Here is a 17,010-nt window from a genome sequence, read left to right as displayed (position 1 = left end):
AGTCATATGTAGATATGCCATGATGCGTAGAGCTAATTGTGAAGAAATCATGACGCTTTGCTTTACAAATGTATATTTTTCACAATATTTATCATTTCAAATCACTGAAATTAGCTTATTTACGCGTGATTAAGGATTATTACAGAGAATAAGGGGAATAAAATATTAAGTTATGTTTCATCTTATCTGAATGAAGGTTTTATAATTAAGCAGATTTTAAGCCTGGCAACAAAATGAGATGAAACCATCAAATTAAACGAATGAAAATTAAAAAAGATGAACCAATTAATAAACTGGGGGATATAAAGATGTTTGTAAAAGAACAATATGAAGATATAACAGTACAAGTCTATGAGGAGCGCTATAGAGATGCGTTATATGATTTTGTATTAAGTGAAAGACAACAAGTCTATTCTTCTTTACCTAAAGAGGTGCTGGACGATGCGCTCAATGATGAAGATCGGACGGCAAATATCGTATTAAATGAAGAAGATGAAGTGGTAGGATTCTTCGTATTACATCAATACTATCAACACGAAGGCTATGATACACCGAATCATGTCGTATATGTGCGCTCATTATCAATCAACGAAGCACATCAAGGGAAAGGGTACGGTACTAAAATGATGATGTATTTACCGCAATATGTACAAACTTTATTCCCTGATTTTAACCATTTATATCTTGTCGTAGATGCTGAAAATAAAAGTGCATGGAATGTTTATGAACGTGCAGGTTTCATGCATGCAGCTACGAAAGAAGAAGGACCGATTGGAAAAGAACGCTTATATTATTTAGATTTAGATTCTAAATATGTGTCTTCCCTTAGATTAAAACCTAACGAAGATGCGTCTATAGAAGAGATTACGATTGTGGATTTAAATAAAGATGATCAACAAGTTGGCTTTTTAGCGCTCGAACAACAAGAACAAACACTCGTTATTCACGCGATAGAAGTCGTAGAAACTGAACGCGGTAATGGTATCGCTGAAAGTGCCTTAAGACAATTGGCTACGTATGTGCGTAAGCATTTTGAAGCGGTGAAACAAATTCGCATTACGCTATACGGTGAGGAAAATGAATTCAAACCGCTCTGTCATGCAAGTAATTTTGTCGACGTAGCAAGTAACGCATACTTCACTGTTTTTGAAAAATACATAAACTACTAATATGCGTTGCGAAATCACGTGTTGTCATTTATAATTTAAATTTGTTACCATAAATAGAGTTACGACGACAATGAATTTTTGATAAATGCCTGTGAAAGGAAGTATATGTAGTATGAAAATTCAAGATTATACAAAAGAAATGGTTGATGAGAAATCCTTCATTGATATGGCTCATACAATGTTAGAAGAAAAAGGTACTACAATGAACTTGTATGACATGATAGATGAGCTTAAAGCATTAGGCGAATATACAGATAAACAAATTGAAGACCGCATCGTACAATTTTACACAGACTTAAACACAGACGGTCGATTCTTAAATGTTGGAGAAAATGAATGGGGCTTACGCGACTGGTACTCTGTCGCTGACATTGAAGAAAAAATCGCGCCAACAATTCAAAAATTTGATATCTTAGACGATGAAGATGAAGAAGATAAAAACTTAAAATTATTAGGTGACGATGATCATGACGATGACGACGATATTCCAGCCAGCACCGATGACCAAGAAACATTAGATGCAGCTGAAACACCTAATGATGACAGTCAAACTGAAGAAGAAATCAATGATTCTGATATCGTTATTGATGAAGACGAAGATGACGAATTAGAAGAAGATGAAGCGGCGATTGCTGATCAAGAAGAAACATCAGACGATGAAGATTTCAATGAAGAATCATCATAATTTATAATTGACTTTTTGACGCAAAATGATAGAATTTAGTTTGGGCTCCTTTAAATAGGACAACGTGTATAAACCATACGCTCCCCCTTACAATACGTGAGAGGGAGCGATTTTTTTATTAATAATAATGATGTGAAAAATAAACGCATTAAAAAACTAAAAATTACGATTCAATGCGATGAATAAGTCGTGGAGATTAACGTTTGGAAGTAGGAGGACTAGAAATGACAAAATTTATATTTGTAACTGGTGGGGTAGTTTCTTCATTAGGTAAAGGAATCACTGCAGCTTCATTAGGTAGATTGTTAAAAGATAGAGGATTAAATGTAACCATTCAAAAGTTTGACCCTTACCTCAATGTCGATCCGGGTACGATGAGTCCGTATCAACATGGTGAAGTATTTGTCACTGACGATGGTGCAGAAACAGATTTGGATTTAGGACATTATGAACGTTTTATCGATATTAACCTAAACAAATATTCAAACGTTACAGCAGGAAAAGTTTACTCCCATGTACTGAAAAAAGAACGCCGTGGTGACTATTTAGGCGGTACAGTTCAAGTCATTCCACATATTACGAATGAAATTAAAGAACGCTTATTATTAGCAGGTGAAAGTACGAATGCGGATGTCGTAATCACAGAAATTGGTGGGACTACGGGTGACATTGAATCACTCCCATTCATCGAAGCCATCCGTCAAATTCGCAGTGACTTAGGTAGAGAAAATGTCATGTATGTCCACTGTACTTTATTACCTTATATAAAAGCAGCGGGCGAAATGAAAACAAAACCAACACAACATAGCGTCAAAGAACTACGTGGTCTTGGTATTCAACCAGATCTTATCGTCGTGAGATCTGAATATGAAATGACGCAAGACTTGAAAGATAAAATTGCATTGTTCTGTGACATTGAAAAAGAAAGTGTCATTGAATGTCGTGATGCATCTTCTCTATATGAAATTCCATTACAACTCAGCGATCAAAATATGGACGACATCGTCATTGATCGCCTTCAATTAGAAGCTAAATATGAAACACAATTAGATGAATGGCAATACTTATTAGATACAGTGAATCACTTAGAAGGTACCGTTAATATTGCGCTCGTAGGTAAATATGTAAGCTTACAAGATGCTTATTTATCTGTCGTTGAATCATTGCGCCATGCTGGTTACCCATTCAAAAAAGACATTGAAGTGAACTGGATTGATTCTAGTCTACTTACACCTGATAATGCGGCTGAATACTTATCAGAAGCAGATGGTATTTTAGTTCCGGGTGGCTTTGGTTTCCGTGCAAGCGAAGGTAAAATTGCAGCAATTCAATACGCACGTGAAAATAACGTACCGTACTTTGGTATTTGCTTAGGTATGCAACTCGCGACTGTAGAATATGCGCGTAACGTCTTAGGATTAGAAGGTGCACATTCTGCAGAGTTAGATCCAGAAACACCGTACCCAATTATTGACCTATTACCTGAACAAAAAGACATTGAAGATTTAGGTGGTACATTGAGACTTGGCCTATATCCAGCACATATTAAAGAAGGAACAATGGCGAGTGAGATTTATTCAGAACAAGATATTGCTGAAAGACACCGCCACCGTTATGAATTTAACAACGATTTCCGTGAACAATTAGAAGAAGCTGGTTTAGTATTCTCAGCTACAAGTCCAGATGGGCGCTTGATTGAAATGGTTGAATTGCCGAAAAATGATTTCTTCATCGCTTGTCAATTCCACCCTGAATTCTTATCAAGACCTAACCGTCCACATCCAATCTTCAAATCATTTATTGAAGCAAGTTTAAACTACCAACAACGTAAATAATAAAATGAGTATGATAGGGCTAAGTCTAGATGCGCACTGATGCGCGAGACTTAGTCTTTTTTTAATAAAATCATCATGGCATCGTTCCTTTTAACGTCGAAAATACTGCCTCGAATAGCCAATAATTAAAAATGCAAAATAAAAACGTTTTCATTTAAAAGTATTTCTGTACATGGGGTGGAATTCTGGTATAATCAGTTTGAATTTGAAAAAGACGTGCGTAATGCACGAATAGGAGGAACTACAATGCCTTTAGTTTCAATGAAGGAAATGTTAATTGACGCGAAAGAAAATGGTTATGCGGTTGGACAATACAATTTAAACAATTTGGAATTTACTCAAGCTATCTTAGAAGCTTCTCAAGAAGAAAATGCACCAGTGATTCTTGGTGTGTCTGAAGGCGCAGCACGTTATATGAGCGGATTTTATACAGTAGTGAAAATGGTGGAAGGGTTAATCCATGATTTAAATATTACTGTGCCTGTTGCGATTCACTTAGACCATGGTTCTAGTTTCGATAAATGTAAAGAAGCGATTGATGCAGGTTTCACATCTGTCATGATTGATGCCTCTCATGAATCATTTGAAGATAATGTGGCAATCACATCCAAAGTAGTGGAATATGCACACCAACACGGTGTTTCTGTAGAAGCTGAACTCGGTACAGTAGGTGGACAAGAAGACGATGTTGTGGCAGATGGTATCATCTATGCAGATCCAAAAGAGTGCCAAGAGCTTGTTGAACGTACAGGTATCGATACACTTGCGCCAGCTTTAGGCTCAGTACACGGTCCATACAAAGGTGAACCGAAATTAGGTTTTAAAGAAATGGAAGAAATTGGTGCTTCAACTGGTTTACCACTCGTACTTCACGGAGGAACAGGTATCCCAACCAAAGATATTCAAAAAGCGATTCCATTCGGCACAGCTAAAATTAATGTAAACACTGAAAATCAAATTGCATCAGCAAAAGCAGTACGTGACGTCCTCAACAACGATAAAGATGTATATGATCCACGTAAATACCTAGGACCTGCACGTGAAGCAATTAAAGAAACAGTCAAAGGCAAAATTAGAGAATTTGGCACAGCGAATAAAGCTTAAACGTCATCTCACTCATCACAATACAAAGTAAAAATCATCTTATATAAAACGAGATCTCAATGTGATTCTTTAGTTGATAACAGCTCAGCGAAGCCTGCAGATGTGCGTTAGCCTTACACATCTAAAGCAAAAGGGTCAAATACCGAGGTCTCGTTTCTTTGTGTGCAGTTCTATCATTCAGCGTATAGCTTAAATTGTGCTATAATAATTTATGCTAAAGTACAACTTTGTGCTACAAACGAAACCATTTACCTTGCATGAGTATGAGTGACTGTCGATGCACGATTTATGTGTAAGGGTTATCATAAATCGTTGACCTAAAAAATGAAGGCTGTCGTTGTTTTCTCATTTTGCAAACCGTATTCTTTTCATTTATAATGCTCATGATGTAAAAAATAAGTAGGACAAATATAAAGGAGATTAAGCTATGGCTCAAGAAGTGATTAAAATTAGAGGTGGTCAAACACTTAAAGGGACAGTAGACATTCACGGTGCTAAAAACAGTGCAGTAGCGATTATTCCGGCTACTATTTTAGCAGAAGAACCTGTGACGATTGAAGGCTTACCTCAAATTTCAGATATAGATACATTAGTCAGTTTATTAGAGGATTTAAATATTAAAACTGAGATTGATGGCACAACTTTACATGTAGATCCTACTGAAATAAAAAATGCACCCCTACCTAATCATAAAGTGCAATCATTACGTGCTTCATATTATATGATGGGAGCAATGCTTAGCCGTTTCAATAAATGCGTGATTGGTTTACCAGGGGGATGCCCACTTGGACCTAGACCGATCGATCAACATATTAAAGGCTTCAAAGCATTAGGTGCAGAAGTCGATGAATCAAGTAGCACATCTATGAAATTAGAAGCGGAACACTTAGCAGGTGCTGAAGTTTATTTAGATGTGGTGAGTGTCGGTGCCACAATTAATATTATGTTAGCAGCAGTTCGTGCTGAAGGACGCACAGTGATTGAAAATGCTGCGAAAGAACCAGAAGTCGTTGACGTGGCGAACTTCTTGATGAGTTTAGGCGCAAACATTAAAGGTGCAGGTACCACTTCAATTAAAATTGAAGGGACAGATCATTTACACGGAACTACACATACAGTCATTCCTGACCGTATCGAAGCAGGTACGTACATGTGCATGGCCGCAGCCTGTGGAGAAGATGTAAGAATTAACAATATTATTCCTAAACATATGGAACCTCTTACAGTGAAATTAAAAGAACTCGGCGTTAACGTTGACGTTCAAGAAGATCACGCTGTGATTAGTAAAGGTGATACGTATCAAAGCGTAGACATTAAAACGGTAGTTTATCCTGGTTTTGCAACAGATTTACAACAACCCATTACACCATTACTTACAATGTGTGACGGTATTTCTACAGTAACTGATACAATTTATCCAAAACGTTTTAAACATGTCGATGAGTTAGAACGTATGGGTGCATCTATTACGACTGACGACGGTACAGCTACAATCAAACCTTCAACGTTATCTGGCGCAGAAGTTTATGCGAGTGACTTACGTGCCGGCGCATGCTTGATCGTTGCTGGTTTATTAACCCAAGATGTCACAACTATCTACAATGTTAAACACATCTACAGAGGTTATACAGACATCGTGAAAACATTGAAATCTTTAGGTGCAGATGTGTGGACTGAAGAAGTTTAAGATTTGTGGTATCATTGTATAATAAAAGTGATAATAAGTGAAAATATACAATGATATTGGGAATGAACCAATTGGGAGAGGTGATATTGATGGAAGTTTGCCCATATCTAGAAGAAACTTTTAAAATTGTAGGTAAAAGCTGGAATGGCCTTATCATCAACTACTTGTCTCAGTGTCCAGAGCAGACGGCACATTTTTCAGAAATCAAACGAGATTTAAAAAAAATTACACCACGCTCTTTAAGTATGAAACTGAGTGAGTTAGGTGGATGGGGATTAGTTGAAAAACAAATAACATCTAAACAGCCAGTACAAATTAGATATCAATTAACAGAAAAAGGTGTCGCACTGGCAGAAGCGTTAAAACCATTGGAAAATTGGGCACATACCTTTATTAATTTAGAACAAGAAAGTGCTCAAGACGACAAAAACGCACAATAATGTAAGCATCGTTATGCGATCTGCATCAACGATCTAACGCATTTAAATTAGTAATAAATGAGAACGATTAAATCCGATCAACCGCAGAAGATTTTGTAGAAATCACTGACGTTTAGCGAAAATGCTAGGTTGAGTTTCGAGGTTTAATCGTTCTTTTTATGTTTAGAAAAGCGGAAGCATGTCAATATAATATATATATGATTAAGAATTAAGGAGTGTTGAGATAATGAAAAACTACACTAAACAGTATATTAATGGTGAATGGGTAGATAGTAATAGTAACGAAACACTTGAAGTTATCAATCCAGCAACTGAAGAAGTTATCGGCACAATTGCAAACGGTAATAAAGAAGACGTTGACCAAGCAGTTAAAGCCGCTAAAGACGTATATTTAGATTTTCGCAACACACCAGTAAAAGAACGCCAAGATTTATTAGATCGTATCGTTAAAGAATATCAAAACAGAAAAGATGACATTATCGATGCCATCACAGAAGAATTAGGTTCTCCTTTATCAGTATCTGAAAACACACATTATCAAATGGGCTTAGATCATTTCACAGCTGCAAGAGACGCTTTAGATGATTTCCAATTCGAAGAAAAACGTGGAAATAACTTAGTGATGAAAGAAGCGATCGGTGTTGCAGGTTTAATCACACCATGGAACTTCCCAACAAACCAAACAGCATTAAAATTAGCAGCAGCATTCGCAGCAGGTTGTCCAGTGGTACTTAAACCATCTGAAGAAACACCTTATGCCACTATTATTTTAGCAGAAATTTTCGATAAAGTAGGCGTACCTAAAGGTGTATTTAACCTTGTCAATGGTGACGGTGAAAACGTTGGTAATCCAATTGCAGAACATCCAGATATCCGCATGGTATCATTCACAGGATCAGGTGCAGTTGGTTCTAAAATCATGCAAAAAGCTGCAGAAGACATCACAAAAGTTTCTCTTGAATTAGGTGGTAAATCACCTTACATTATCCTTGATGATGCTGATATCACAGAAGCAGCTAAAGGTGCGACAAGCAAAGTCGTTAATAATACAGGTCAAGTTTGTACAGCAGGTACACGTACACTTGTTCCAGAAAGCAAAAAAGAAGAATTCTTAACAGCTGTTAAAGAACAATTCGAAAACGTTAAAGTCGGTGATCCTCGTTCTGAAGAAACAGACGTTGGTCCAATCATCAACAAAAAACAATTTGATCAAGTTCAAAGCTACATCGATAAAGGTGTTGAAGAAGGTGCTGAGTTATTCTTCGGTGGCCCTGGTAAACCTGAAGGCTTAGACAAAGGTTACTTCGCACGTCCAACTATCTTTAACAATGTAGATAACAAAATGACAATTGCACAAGAAGAAATCTTTGGTCCAGTGATGTCTATCATCACTTACAATGATTTAGACGAATCAATCGAAATTGCGAACGATACTAAATACGGCTTAGCTGGTTATGTATTTGGTAAAGATCAAGAAACATTACAACGTGTTGCTCGTTCAATCGAAGCAGGTACTGTTGAAATCAACGAATCAGGTCGTACACCAGACCTTCCATTCGGTGGTTACAAACAATCTGGTTTAGGTCGTGAATGGGGCGACTACGGTATCGAAGAATTCTTAGAAGTGAAATCAATCGCAGGTTATTCCGAAGAATAATCAAACACATTCTCATATCAACTTGAATGAAAGCGAAGTGGCTGAAACATCGTGGTTATGTTTTCAGCCACTTTTTTTATTCTTTTTTAAAATGAATTTCCGTATATATTTTTTACATATTGAAGCGGGTTAGCAATTTAAATTCGTTTTGTGTTTGTATGAAAAATTTGCTATAGTTAGTGAGGTACATGAGATTAATTTTGATCAGTTCAAAAAATATTAAAATATGAAATGGGTGCAAGATTATGCCTGGAAAAGAACGTACATCTCCTCAATATGAGTCTTTCCACGAATTATATAAAAATTATACGACAAAAGAACTCACACAAAGAGCGAAGTCACTCAAGCTAGTTAATTATAGTAAATTGAATAAAAAAGAATTAGTCTTAGCCATCATGGAAGCACAGATGGAAAAAGACGGCAATTATTATATGGAAGGCATCTTAGATGATATTCAACCTGATGGTTATGGCTTTTTAAGAACAGTCAACTATTCCAAAGGTGAAAAAGATATTTACATCTCCGCAAGCCAAATCAGACGTTTTGAAATCAAACGCGGCGATAAAGTGACCGGAAAGGTTAGAAAGCCTAAAGACAATGAAAAGTATTACGGTCTCTTGCAAGTTGATTTTGTCAACGATGAAAATGCCGAAGAAGTCAAAAAACGTCCCCACTTTCAAGCTTTAACACCTCTCTATCCTGAAGAACGTATTGTTCTCGAAACTACAGCTGAAAATTATTCAACGCGTATCATGGATTTAATTTCTCCGATTGGTTTTGGCCAACGTGGTTTAATCGTGGCTCCACCTAAAGCAGGTAAGACATCCTTATTGAAAGACATCGCAAATGCAATTGCTGAAAATAAACCCGACGCAGAATTGTTCATCTTGCTTGTAGGTGAACGTCCTGAAGAGGTGACAGATATTGAACGCTCTGTAGAAAGTGTTGAGGTTGTACATTCTACTTTTGATGAGCCACCGCAACACCATGTTAAGGTTGCAGAGTTACTACTCGAACGCGCAAAACGTCTTGTAGAAATCGGAAAAGACGTGATTATCTTAATGGATTCCATCACACGTTTAGCTCGTGCCTACAACTTAGTCATCCCACCGAGTGGCCGTACACTTTCTGGTGGTTTAGATCCAGTATCACTGCACAAACCGAAAGCCTTTTTTGGTGCAGCGAGAAATATTGAAGCAGGTGGTAGTTTGACTATTCTTGCGACCGCACTTGTCGATACAGGTTCTCGCATGGATGACATGATTTATGAGGAGTTCAAAGGAACGGGTAACATGGAACTTCACTTAGATCGTAAATTAGCTGAACGTCGTATCTTCCCAGCTATTGATATTAGACGTAGTTCTACGCGTAAAGAAGAATTGTTAATCTCACCAAAAGATATGGAATCACTATGGCAACTACGTAACATGTTTACTGATTCTGTAGATTTTACAGAACGCTTTATCCGAAAATTAAAACGTACGAATGATAACGATGAATTCTTTAAACAGTTACAAGAAGCTGCGAAAGAAAGTACGAAAACTGGTAAACCAATCATTTAAGGTGATTTGCAAAGGTTGCGTTTCACCATAGAAATTTTACAATAATGGGTTGCGTTTTATATCGCTAACATTTATAATAATTTAGTATTGGGTAAGAAACTCACAAATAACTCTGTTCCAGATGGTTCAGGGCAAAGGAGCTGAAAATAATGAAACAAGGCATTCATCCCGAATACCACAAAGTTATCTTTTTAGATACAACTACAGATTTTAAATTCTTAAGTGGTTCAACTAAAACATCATCAGAAACTATGAAATGGGAAGACGGTAACGAATATCCAGTTATTCGTTTAGACGTGTCTTCTGATTCACATCCATTCTACACAGGACGTCAAAAATTCGCTGCTGCGGATGGTCGTGTAGAACGTTTCAACAAGAAATTCGGATTCAAATCAAGCAACGACAACAATTAATATTGTTTTTTCAACAGGCTGGGGCAGTTTATCGTCCCAGCCTTTTATCGTTCTTGAGCATCATGATGATGAACTTGTGTAGAGCGTTGACACTTTATGCAATACGGTTTCATAGGTGATCAGAGCGGAATACGTGGTACTCTGGCCAATCATGAAATGATTTTGTGAAAGCAATCCTGCTCCTTTTTTGTATTTTCAAAATACGATGAAACGGAAGATATATACATACAAAATATGATATAATGAATCGATTATGTTTTGAAAAGGGTGGAACTGACGATGAATGAAGCGCACCAATGTGGGTGGATAGAATGTATTACAGGCAGCATGTTTAGCGGAAAATCAGAAGAACTGATTCGTCGCTTACGCCGCGGCTTGTATGCAAAACAAAAAGTGATCGTTTTTAAACCCGCTATAGACGATCGCTATCATAAAGATAAAATTGTGTCACACAATGGTAATTCAGTTGAAGCGTTTAATATTACGACAGCTTCTGAAATATTCAAACAAGATTTAACCGATGTAGATGTGATCGGTATTGATGAAGTACAATTTTTCGAAAAAGAAATTGTTCATATTGCACAAAAACTTGCGGATCAAGGCCATCGTGTCATCGTGGCAGGATTAGACCTCGATTTTAGAGGAGAACCTTTTGAACCTATGCCACAACTCATGGCTGTCAGTGAAGAAGTGACCAAATTACATGCGGTATGTTCTGTGTGTGGCGGTCCAGCAAGTCGAACTCAACGTTTGATTAATGGGAAACCAGCAAGAATAGATGACCCGATTATTTTAGTAGGTGCAGACGAAAGTTATGAAGCGCGTTGTCGAGCACACCATATTGTATTACCATCTATAGAAGAGGAGGAGAACGATTAATGTTTGATCAATTAGAGATAGTAGAAGATAGATATGAACAACTCAATGAAATGTTAAGTGACCCAGATGTAGTAAATGATTCTGAAAAACTACGTCAATATTCTAAAGAACAAGCAGATTTACAACAAACGGTCGATGTATATCGCCAATACAAACAAGTGAAAGAAGATATCGAAGAAATAGAAGCGATGTTACAAGAGACAAGTGATAAAGATGAAATTGACATTTTAAAAGAAGACTTAAATGCTTCTAAAGAACAAATTCCTGAACTTGAAGATCGTTTGAAATTCTTACTCATCCCTAAAGATCCTAATGATGATAAAAACGTAATTGTTGAAATCCGCGCTGCAGCTGGTGGCGATGAAGCGGCAATCTTTGCAGGTGACTTATTGCGCATGTATTCTCGCTATAGCGAAACGCTCGGTTACAAAACAGATATCGTAGAGATGAATGCAAGTGATCACGGTGGCTATAAAGAAGTGAGTTTCATGATTCAAGGTCAAGGCGCCTATTCTAAACTCAAATATGAAAACGGGGCGCACCGTGTACAACGTGTACCAGAAACAGAATCTGGTGGTCGTATCCACACGTCTACAGCGACGGTTGCTGTATTACCTGAAGCGGAAGACGTAGAAGTCGAAATTCGCAATGAAGATATTAAAATCGATACGTATCGTGCAAGTGGTGCAGGGGGCCAACACGTAAATACAACGGATTCTGCCGTACGTATCACACACTTACCGACAAACACAGTCGTTACTTCCCAAGATGAAAAATCACAAATTAAAAACCGTGAAAAAGCGATGAAAGTATTAAAAGCGCGTGTGTATGACATGAAAGTGCAAGAAGAAGAGGAAAAATACGCGTCAGAACGTAAATCCGCAGTAGGTACAGGGGATCGTTCAGAACGTATTCGTACCTATAACTATCCTCAAAACCGTGTCACAGATCATCGTATCGGTTTAACGATTCAAAAATTAGACCAAATCATGGAAGGTAAATTAGAAGAAATTATAGATGCCTTAACAATGTCAGAACAAACCGAAAAACTGAAAGAATTGAACAATGGTGAACTATAAAACAGCCCTTGAAACTGCACAGCAGCAAGCACAACAACAAGGGTTTGAAGCGTCTCGTGCAGAATGGTTGTTGCTAGATTGTTTACACTGGAATCGGACGCAGTTGATTATGCATTTAAACGATGAGATGCCTGAAAGCCATGTGAAAATGTATGAACAGGCCGTAGAGCGCATGCTCAAAGGCGAACCGATTCAATACATCGTTGGTTTTCAATCCTTTTATGGTGAAACATTTGAAGTCACCCCAGATTGTTTAATTCCGCGACCAGAAACGGAAGAAGTCATGCTTTATTTTCTGGAACAGCTTAACGAAGGCGAGCGTGTCGTAGATATAGGAACAGGAAGTGGTGTACTGCCAATTATGTTGAAGCGGTTGATGCCATCATTAGATGTGTATGCGACCGATTTATATCAAGCGCCACTCGAAGTAGCTAAACGTAATGCAGGCCACCATCAAGTCGAGATTCAGTGGTTAAAAGGCGACGTATTGACGCCGTTAATAGAGCGAAATATTAAGGTAGACGGCCTCATCTCAAACCCTCCCTATATTTCACAGAATGAACGCGACGTGATGGATCAATCGGTCATTGATTATGAACCATCACAAGCATTATTCGCAGAAAATGAAGGCTATGCAATTTATGAAAAAATTTTACAACAGCTACCCCAAGTGCTCAATGCCGGTGCCCATGTTGTGTTTGAAATAGGGTATCATCAGGCGGATTATCTGAAACAGTTCATTCAAAATCTGTATCCGACGATACCGGTCAATGTTGTAAAAGATATGAATGGCAATGATCGAATCCTTGCGTTTCAGTGGTCTGCTGAGTCGTAAATGAATTTGTAGTGTTCATATTGTTAATAATGACGAAAGGAGTGTGACACGAAGATGGAAACTAAAGTTTGGGATTTGAGACCGTATCGCGATGACTTAACACGTTATCCCGATTTAAGTGAAATTCAACAAATATATCGACAAGGTGGTTTGATTGCGCTACCAACAGAAACGGTCTATGGCCTCGGAGCAAATGCTTTAGATGAATCAGCGGTTCGTCATGTGTATGAAGCTAAAGGCAGACCTTCTGATAATCCACTCATTATTCATGTACACAGCGAGGATCAATTAAATGACTTTGTGTCACATATCCCAGCTGATACGCAAACATTGATGGATGCATTTTGGCCAGGTCCTATTTCGTTCATTTTACCGTTGAAAAAAGGTTATTTATGCGATCGTGTGACAGGAGGACTTGATTCTATCGCTGTCAGAATGCCGAGCCATCCGATTGGACGACAAGTGCTACAACTGGTTGACCTTCCTATTGCAGCACCGAGTGCTAATTTAAGTGGGAAACCTTCACCCACAACATTCGACCACGTCTATCATGATTTAAATGGTCGTATCGATGGTATTATACAAGGAGATCAAAGTGAAGAAGGGCTTGAAAGCACCGTATTAGATTGTACACAAGTGCCATTCCGTATTGCGAGACCTGGGGCCATTACAGCTGAAATGATTGAATCGGTGATTGACCAACAAGTAGAACGTATGGGCCTGGTAGATCAAGATCGACCGATTGCACCAGGTATGAAATATAGACATTATGCGCCAGAAACACCAGTAACGATTGTGAGCACGTTAGAGGAAGCCCAAGCGTTGCAAGGTGACAAGGATTGGAGTCAAACGGCTCTGATTTTTCCAGATAATTATCAGAATGATATACCAGATCAAGCATCATTTATTTCACTGTGTCAAAACGAACAAGATATCAAAGGTGCGAACCACAACTTATACCATGTATTACATCAGCTTGACGCAAGAAGTAACATCAATCAAGCATATATTTTCGGCTTTAAACCGAGTGATGAAACAGCTGCCATTATGAACCGTATGGAAAAAGCAGCCACACCATCTGTAGCGAAAGGGGAATAAAGCAAATGCATATCATTTTTGTGTGTACTGGCAATACTTGTCGAAGTCCTTTAGCTGAGAGTATTGCTAAATCACAATTAAAAGATCATGAGATTGAGTCTAGAGGCGTCTATGCGATTGATGGACAGCCCATCGCTTCAGAAAGCCGTACACTCATTGAAAACCATGACTTGCCTATGGTAGATGCCGCACAAAACTTTAGTGCGAAAGATTTATCAGCAGATCTGATTCTAACTATGACCCAAACACATAAAATGGTGTTACAGACGCAGTATCCTGAAGTCGCTCATGTCTATACGTTGAAAGAATACGTCGATGAACAAGGAGATATCGCTGATCCTATTGGCGGCGGTCCCGAAACATATCAAGCCATCTACCAAGAACTAGACGAACTCATCCATACACTTGCGCAAAAATTAAGCTAAAAATAGAATAGAATCAATGAATTGGGTTTAGCTATCACATCACGCTTTGATGAATGATGGATGCTAAGTCCATTTTTTATATTTTGAAGGGATTTATAATAAACTCAGAAAAATTGTCATTGCCTAAATCATTGAGTAAAGTGGCTTTATAAGATTGCATTACGATACGAGACTCCTGAAGCATTCAGCCGAAACTGAACCTTCATTTTGGCCAAATGTGAAGCGGAATGGTAAATCAGTATGAGAACGTGTATAAATACGTTATAATGTTCATTAATAGCAGCGTGCTATTGCATTTCAGTCAAGCGACAGAGACTACATAAGGATTAAATAAAGAAGGGGGTGGGCATATGGAAGATTTAAACACATTGCTCAATGAATTAAAGTCACAAAATTTTTTCAAAAGTGAAGAACTATGCATCATCGGTTGTTCAACCTCAGAAGTGCTCGGCGAACGTATCGGAAGTGTAGGTTCAATGGACGTCGCTAAATCCATATTTGAAGCGTTAAAAGCGGTAGAAGAAGAAACAGGTGTATCCTTTGTGTTTCAGGGATGTGAACACATCAACCGTGCCGTTACGATTGAACGCAAACACTTTAATCCATTAACGATGGAAGAAGTGACAGTTGTTCCAGATGTACACGCTGGTGGGAGCTTAGCTACATATGCTTATCAACACATGGATGATCCAATGGTAGTGGAACATATCACAGTACCAAAAGGAATAGATATCGGCCAAACGTTGATTGGTATGCACATTAAACATGTCGCTATTCCCGTACGTACCTCAGTGAAAAACATCGGTGAAGCTGTCGTGACAATAGCTTCTTCAAGACCTAAGAAAATTGGTGGAGAACGCGCGAAGTATAACTTAGACGAAATGAGGGGATAGAATGTCATATATTCAAGAACAAGATGCTAAACTTTATGAAATCATTCAGAAAGAATTTAACCGTCAAAATAATAATATCGAGTTAATCGCTTCTGAAAACTTTGTTTCAAAAGCAGTGATGGAAGCACAAGGTTCAGTACTTACAAATAAATATGCAGAAGGTTATCCGAACCGCAGATATTACGGTGGCTGTCAATTTGTTGATGAATCAGAAACATTAGCCATTGAACGTGCGAAAGAGCTCTTTAATGCTGAACACGTCAATGTTCAACCACATTCAGGTTCACAAGCAAACATGGCTGTTTATTTTACAGTACTTGAACAAGGGGATACAGTATTAGGTATGAACTTAAACCATGGCGGTCATTTAACACATGGTTCAAAAGTCAACTTCAGTGGTCAATTCTATAACTTTGTTGAGTATGAAGTCGATAAAGAAAGTGAATACATCGATTATGATAAAGTGTTAGAAATTGCGAAGGAACATCAACCTAAATTAATTGTAGCTGGTGCATCTGCGTATCCACGTGAAATTGATTTTGCGAAATTTAAAGAAATTGCAGATGAAGTCGGTGCTAAATTAATGGTAGATATGGCGCATATTGCTGGTTTAGTTGCTGCAGGTTTACATCAAAATCCAGTAGAACATGCTGATTTTGTTACTACAACGACTCATAAAACATTAAGAGGCCCACGTGGCGGTATGATTTTATGCAAATCTGAGTACAAAAAAGATATTGATAAAAAAATCTTCCCTGGCGTACAAAGTGGTCCGTTAGAACATGTTATTGCAGCAAAAGCTGTCGCATTTGGCGAAGCGTTACAACCTGAATTTAAAACATATCAACAACAAATCATAAAAAACGCACAAACATTAGCATCAACGTTAGCTGATGAAGGATTCCGCATCGTTTCAGGTGGTACAGACAACCACTTAGTTTTAGTTGATGTTAAAGGTTCTACAGGTGTGACTGGTAAAAAAGCCGAAGAAGCTTTAGATGAAGTCGGTATTACATGTAACAAAAATACGATTCCATTTGATGAAGAAAAACCATTCATTACAAGTGGGTTACGTATTGGTACACCAGCAGCTACGACACGTGGATTCAAAGAAGAAGACTTTGAAGAAGTAGGTAAAATCATTAGCCTAGTACTTAAAAATCCAGAAGATCAAGATGCGATCGAAGAAGGTAAATCACGTGTGAAAGCATTAACAACAAAACATCCTTTATATCAACCATAGTAGGAG

The 17,010-nt window shown here is 37.9% G+C and carries 16 protein-coding genes; all 16 read left to right on the top strand.

Annotated features, from left to right (window positions below; genetic code table 11):
- Window positions 1–308: 308 nt before the first annotated feature.
- The 16 genes from APS80_RS08845 (at window position 309) to APS80_RS08770 (ending at window position 17,004) form a co-directional block, all read left to right on the top strand.
- Complete coding sequence (locus tag APS80_RS08845) at window positions 309–1,169, top strand: GNAT family N-acetyltransferase (RefSeq protein WP_059107909.1); 861 nt, start codon at window positions 309–311, stop codon at window positions 1,167–1,169.
- Window positions 1,170–1,281: 112 nt separating this feature from the next.
- Window positions 1,282–1,854, top strand: a complete 573-nt coding sequence (gene rpoE, locus APS80_RS08840; RefSeq protein WP_059107908.1) for a DNA-directed RNA polymerase subunit delta — start codon at window positions 1,282–1,284, stop codon at window positions 1,852–1,854.
- 224 nt (window positions 1,855–2,078) lie between these two features.
- Window positions 2,079–3,689 (top strand): CTP synthase, encoded by a 1,611-nt coding sequence (gene pyrG / locus APS80_RS08835; RefSeq protein WP_059107907.1) that lies wholly within the window; start codon window positions 2,079–2,081, stop codon window positions 3,687–3,689.
- A gap of 246 nt (window positions 3,690–3,935) precedes the next feature.
- Entirely contained in the window at window positions 3,936–4,793 is an 858-nt protein-coding gene (gene fdaB / locus APS80_RS08830) for a class IIb fructose-bisphosphate aldolase FdaB (protein ID WP_059107906.1), read from the top strand.
- Between the two features lie 427 nt (window positions 4,794–5,220).
- Complete coding sequence (gene murA / locus APS80_RS08825; RefSeq protein WP_059107905.1) at window positions 5,221–6,480, top strand: UDP-N-acetylglucosamine 1-carboxyvinyltransferase; 1,260 nt, start codon at window positions 5,221–5,223, stop codon at window positions 6,478–6,480.
- 89 nt (window positions 6,481–6,569) lie between these two features.
- Entirely contained in the window at window positions 6,570–6,920 is a 351-nt protein-coding gene (locus APS80_RS08820; protein ID WP_059107904.1) for a winged helix-turn-helix transcriptional regulator, read from the top strand.
- A gap of 226 nt (window positions 6,921–7,146) precedes the next feature.
- On the top strand, window positions 7,147–8,577 hold the full coding sequence (locus APS80_RS08815; protein ID WP_059107903.1) for an aldehyde dehydrogenase family protein: 1,431 nt from the start codon (window positions 7,147–7,149) through the stop codon (window positions 8,575–8,577).
- Window positions 8,578–8,822: 245 nt separating this feature from the next.
- On the top strand, window positions 8,823–10,139 hold the full coding sequence (gene rho, locus APS80_RS08810; protein WP_059107902.1) for a transcription termination factor Rho: 1,317 nt from the start codon (window positions 8,823–8,825) through the stop codon (window positions 10,137–10,139).
- 149 nt (window positions 10,140–10,288) lie between these two features.
- Window positions 10,289–10,552: a type B 50S ribosomal protein L31 gene (locus tag APS80_RS08805; RefSeq protein ID WP_059107901.1), complete on the top strand. Its 264-nt coding sequence runs from the start codon at window positions 10,289–10,291 to the stop codon at window positions 10,550–10,552.
- Window positions 10,553–10,831: 279 nt separating this feature from the next.
- A complete protein-coding gene (locus APS80_RS08800; RefSeq protein ID WP_059107900.1) occupies window positions 10,832–11,431 on the top strand; it encodes a thymidine kinase in 600 nt (199 codons plus the stop codon).
- Window positions 11,431–12,510 (top strand): peptide chain release factor 1, encoded by a 1,080-nt coding sequence (gene prfA, locus APS80_RS08795; RefSeq protein ID WP_059107899.1) that lies wholly within the window; start codon window positions 11,431–11,433, stop codon window positions 12,508–12,510. The genes APS80_RS08800 and prfA overlap by 1 nt, the downstream gene beginning before the upstream one ends.
- Complete coding sequence (gene prmC, locus APS80_RS08790; protein WP_059107898.1) at window positions 12,497–13,345, top strand: peptide chain release factor N(5)-glutamine methyltransferase; 849 nt, start codon at window positions 12,497–12,499, stop codon at window positions 13,343–13,345. Before prfA ends, prmC begins: the two co-directional genes overlap by 14 nt.
- 54 nt (window positions 13,346–13,399) lie before the next feature.
- Entirely contained in the window at window positions 13,400–14,443 is a 1,044-nt protein-coding gene (locus tag APS80_RS08785) for an L-threonylcarbamoyladenylate synthase (RefSeq protein WP_059107897.1), read from the top strand.
- A gap of 5 nt (window positions 14,444–14,448) precedes the next feature.
- Window positions 14,449–14,868 (top strand): low molecular weight protein arginine phosphatase, encoded by a 420-nt coding sequence (locus APS80_RS08780; RefSeq protein WP_059107896.1) that lies wholly within the window; start codon window positions 14,449–14,451, stop codon window positions 14,866–14,868.
- Window positions 14,869–15,218: 350 nt separating this feature from the next.
- On the top strand, window positions 15,219–15,761 hold the full coding sequence (locus APS80_RS08775) for a TIGR01440 family protein (RefSeq protein ID WP_059107895.1): 543 nt from the start codon (window positions 15,219–15,221) through the stop codon (window positions 15,759–15,761).
- A gap of 1 nt (window position 15,762) precedes the next feature.
- Window positions 15,763–17,004 (top strand): serine hydroxymethyltransferase, encoded by a 1,242-nt coding sequence (locus APS80_RS08770; protein WP_059107894.1) that lies wholly within the window; start codon window positions 15,763–15,765, stop codon window positions 17,002–17,004.
- Window positions 17,005–17,010 lie beyond the last annotated feature (6 nt).

This window comes from Staphylococcus auricularis (assembly GCF_001500315.1).
Lineage (GTDB): Bacteria > Bacillota > Bacilli > Staphylococcales > Staphylococcaceae > Staphylococcus > Staphylococcus auricularis.
The sequence above is the reverse complement of the archived record's forward strand: the minus strand, read 5'-3'. Positions and strand labels throughout refer to the sequence as shown.

Excerpts from the sequence above, each read along its gene's own strand:
- APS80_RS08845 (WP_059107909.1), top strand. The coding sequence starts at position 309 with ATGTTTGTAAAAGAACAATATGAAGATATAACAGTACAAGTCTATGAG.
- rpoE (WP_059107908.1), top strand. The coding sequence starts at position 1,282 with ATGAAAATTCAAGATTATACAAAAGAAATGGTTGATGAGAAATCCTTC.
- pyrG (WP_059107907.1), top strand. The coding sequence starts at position 2,079 with ATGACAAAATTTATATTTGTAACTGGTGGGGTAGTTTCTTCATTAGGT.
- fdaB (WP_059107906.1), top strand. The coding sequence starts at position 3,936 with ATGCCTTTAGTTTCAATGAAGGAAATGTTAATTGACGCGAAAGAAAAT.
- murA (WP_059107905.1), top strand. The coding sequence starts at position 5,221 with ATGGCTCAAGAAGTGATTAAAATTAGAGGTGGTCAAACACTTAAAGGG.
- APS80_RS08820 (WP_059107904.1), top strand. The coding sequence starts at position 6,570 with ATGGAAGTTTGCCCATATCTAGAAGAAACTTTTAAAATTGTAGGTAAA.
- APS80_RS08815 (WP_059107903.1), top strand. The coding sequence starts at position 7,147 with ATGAAAAACTACACTAAACAGTATATTAATGGTGAATGGGTAGATAGT.
- rho (WP_059107902.1), top strand. The coding sequence starts at position 8,823 with ATGCCTGGAAAAGAACGTACATCTCCTCAATATGAGTCTTTCCACGAA.
- APS80_RS08805 (WP_059107901.1), top strand. The coding sequence starts at position 10,289 with ATGAAACAAGGCATTCATCCCGAATACCACAAAGTTATCTTTTTAGAT.
- APS80_RS08800 (WP_059107900.1), top strand. The coding sequence starts at position 10,832 with ATGAATGAAGCGCACCAATGTGGGTGGATAGAATGTATTACAGGCAGC.
- prfA (WP_059107899.1), top strand. The coding sequence starts at position 11,431 with ATGTTTGATCAATTAGAGATAGTAGAAGATAGATATGAACAACTCAAT.
- prmC (WP_059107898.1), top strand. The coding sequence starts at position 12,497 with ATGGTGAACTATAAAACAGCCCTTGAAACTGCACAGCAGCAAGCACAA.
- APS80_RS08785 (WP_059107897.1), top strand. The coding sequence starts at position 13,400 with ATGGAAACTAAAGTTTGGGATTTGAGACCGTATCGCGATGACTTAACA.
- APS80_RS08780 (WP_059107896.1), top strand. The coding sequence starts at position 14,449 with ATGCATATCATTTTTGTGTGTACTGGCAATACTTGTCGAAGTCCTTTA.
- APS80_RS08775 (WP_059107895.1), top strand. The coding sequence starts at position 15,219 with ATGGAAGATTTAAACACATTGCTCAATGAATTAAAGTCACAAAATTTT.
- APS80_RS08770 (WP_059107894.1), top strand. The coding sequence starts at position 15,763 with ATGTCATATATTCAAGAACAAGATGCTAAACTTTATGAAATCATTCAG.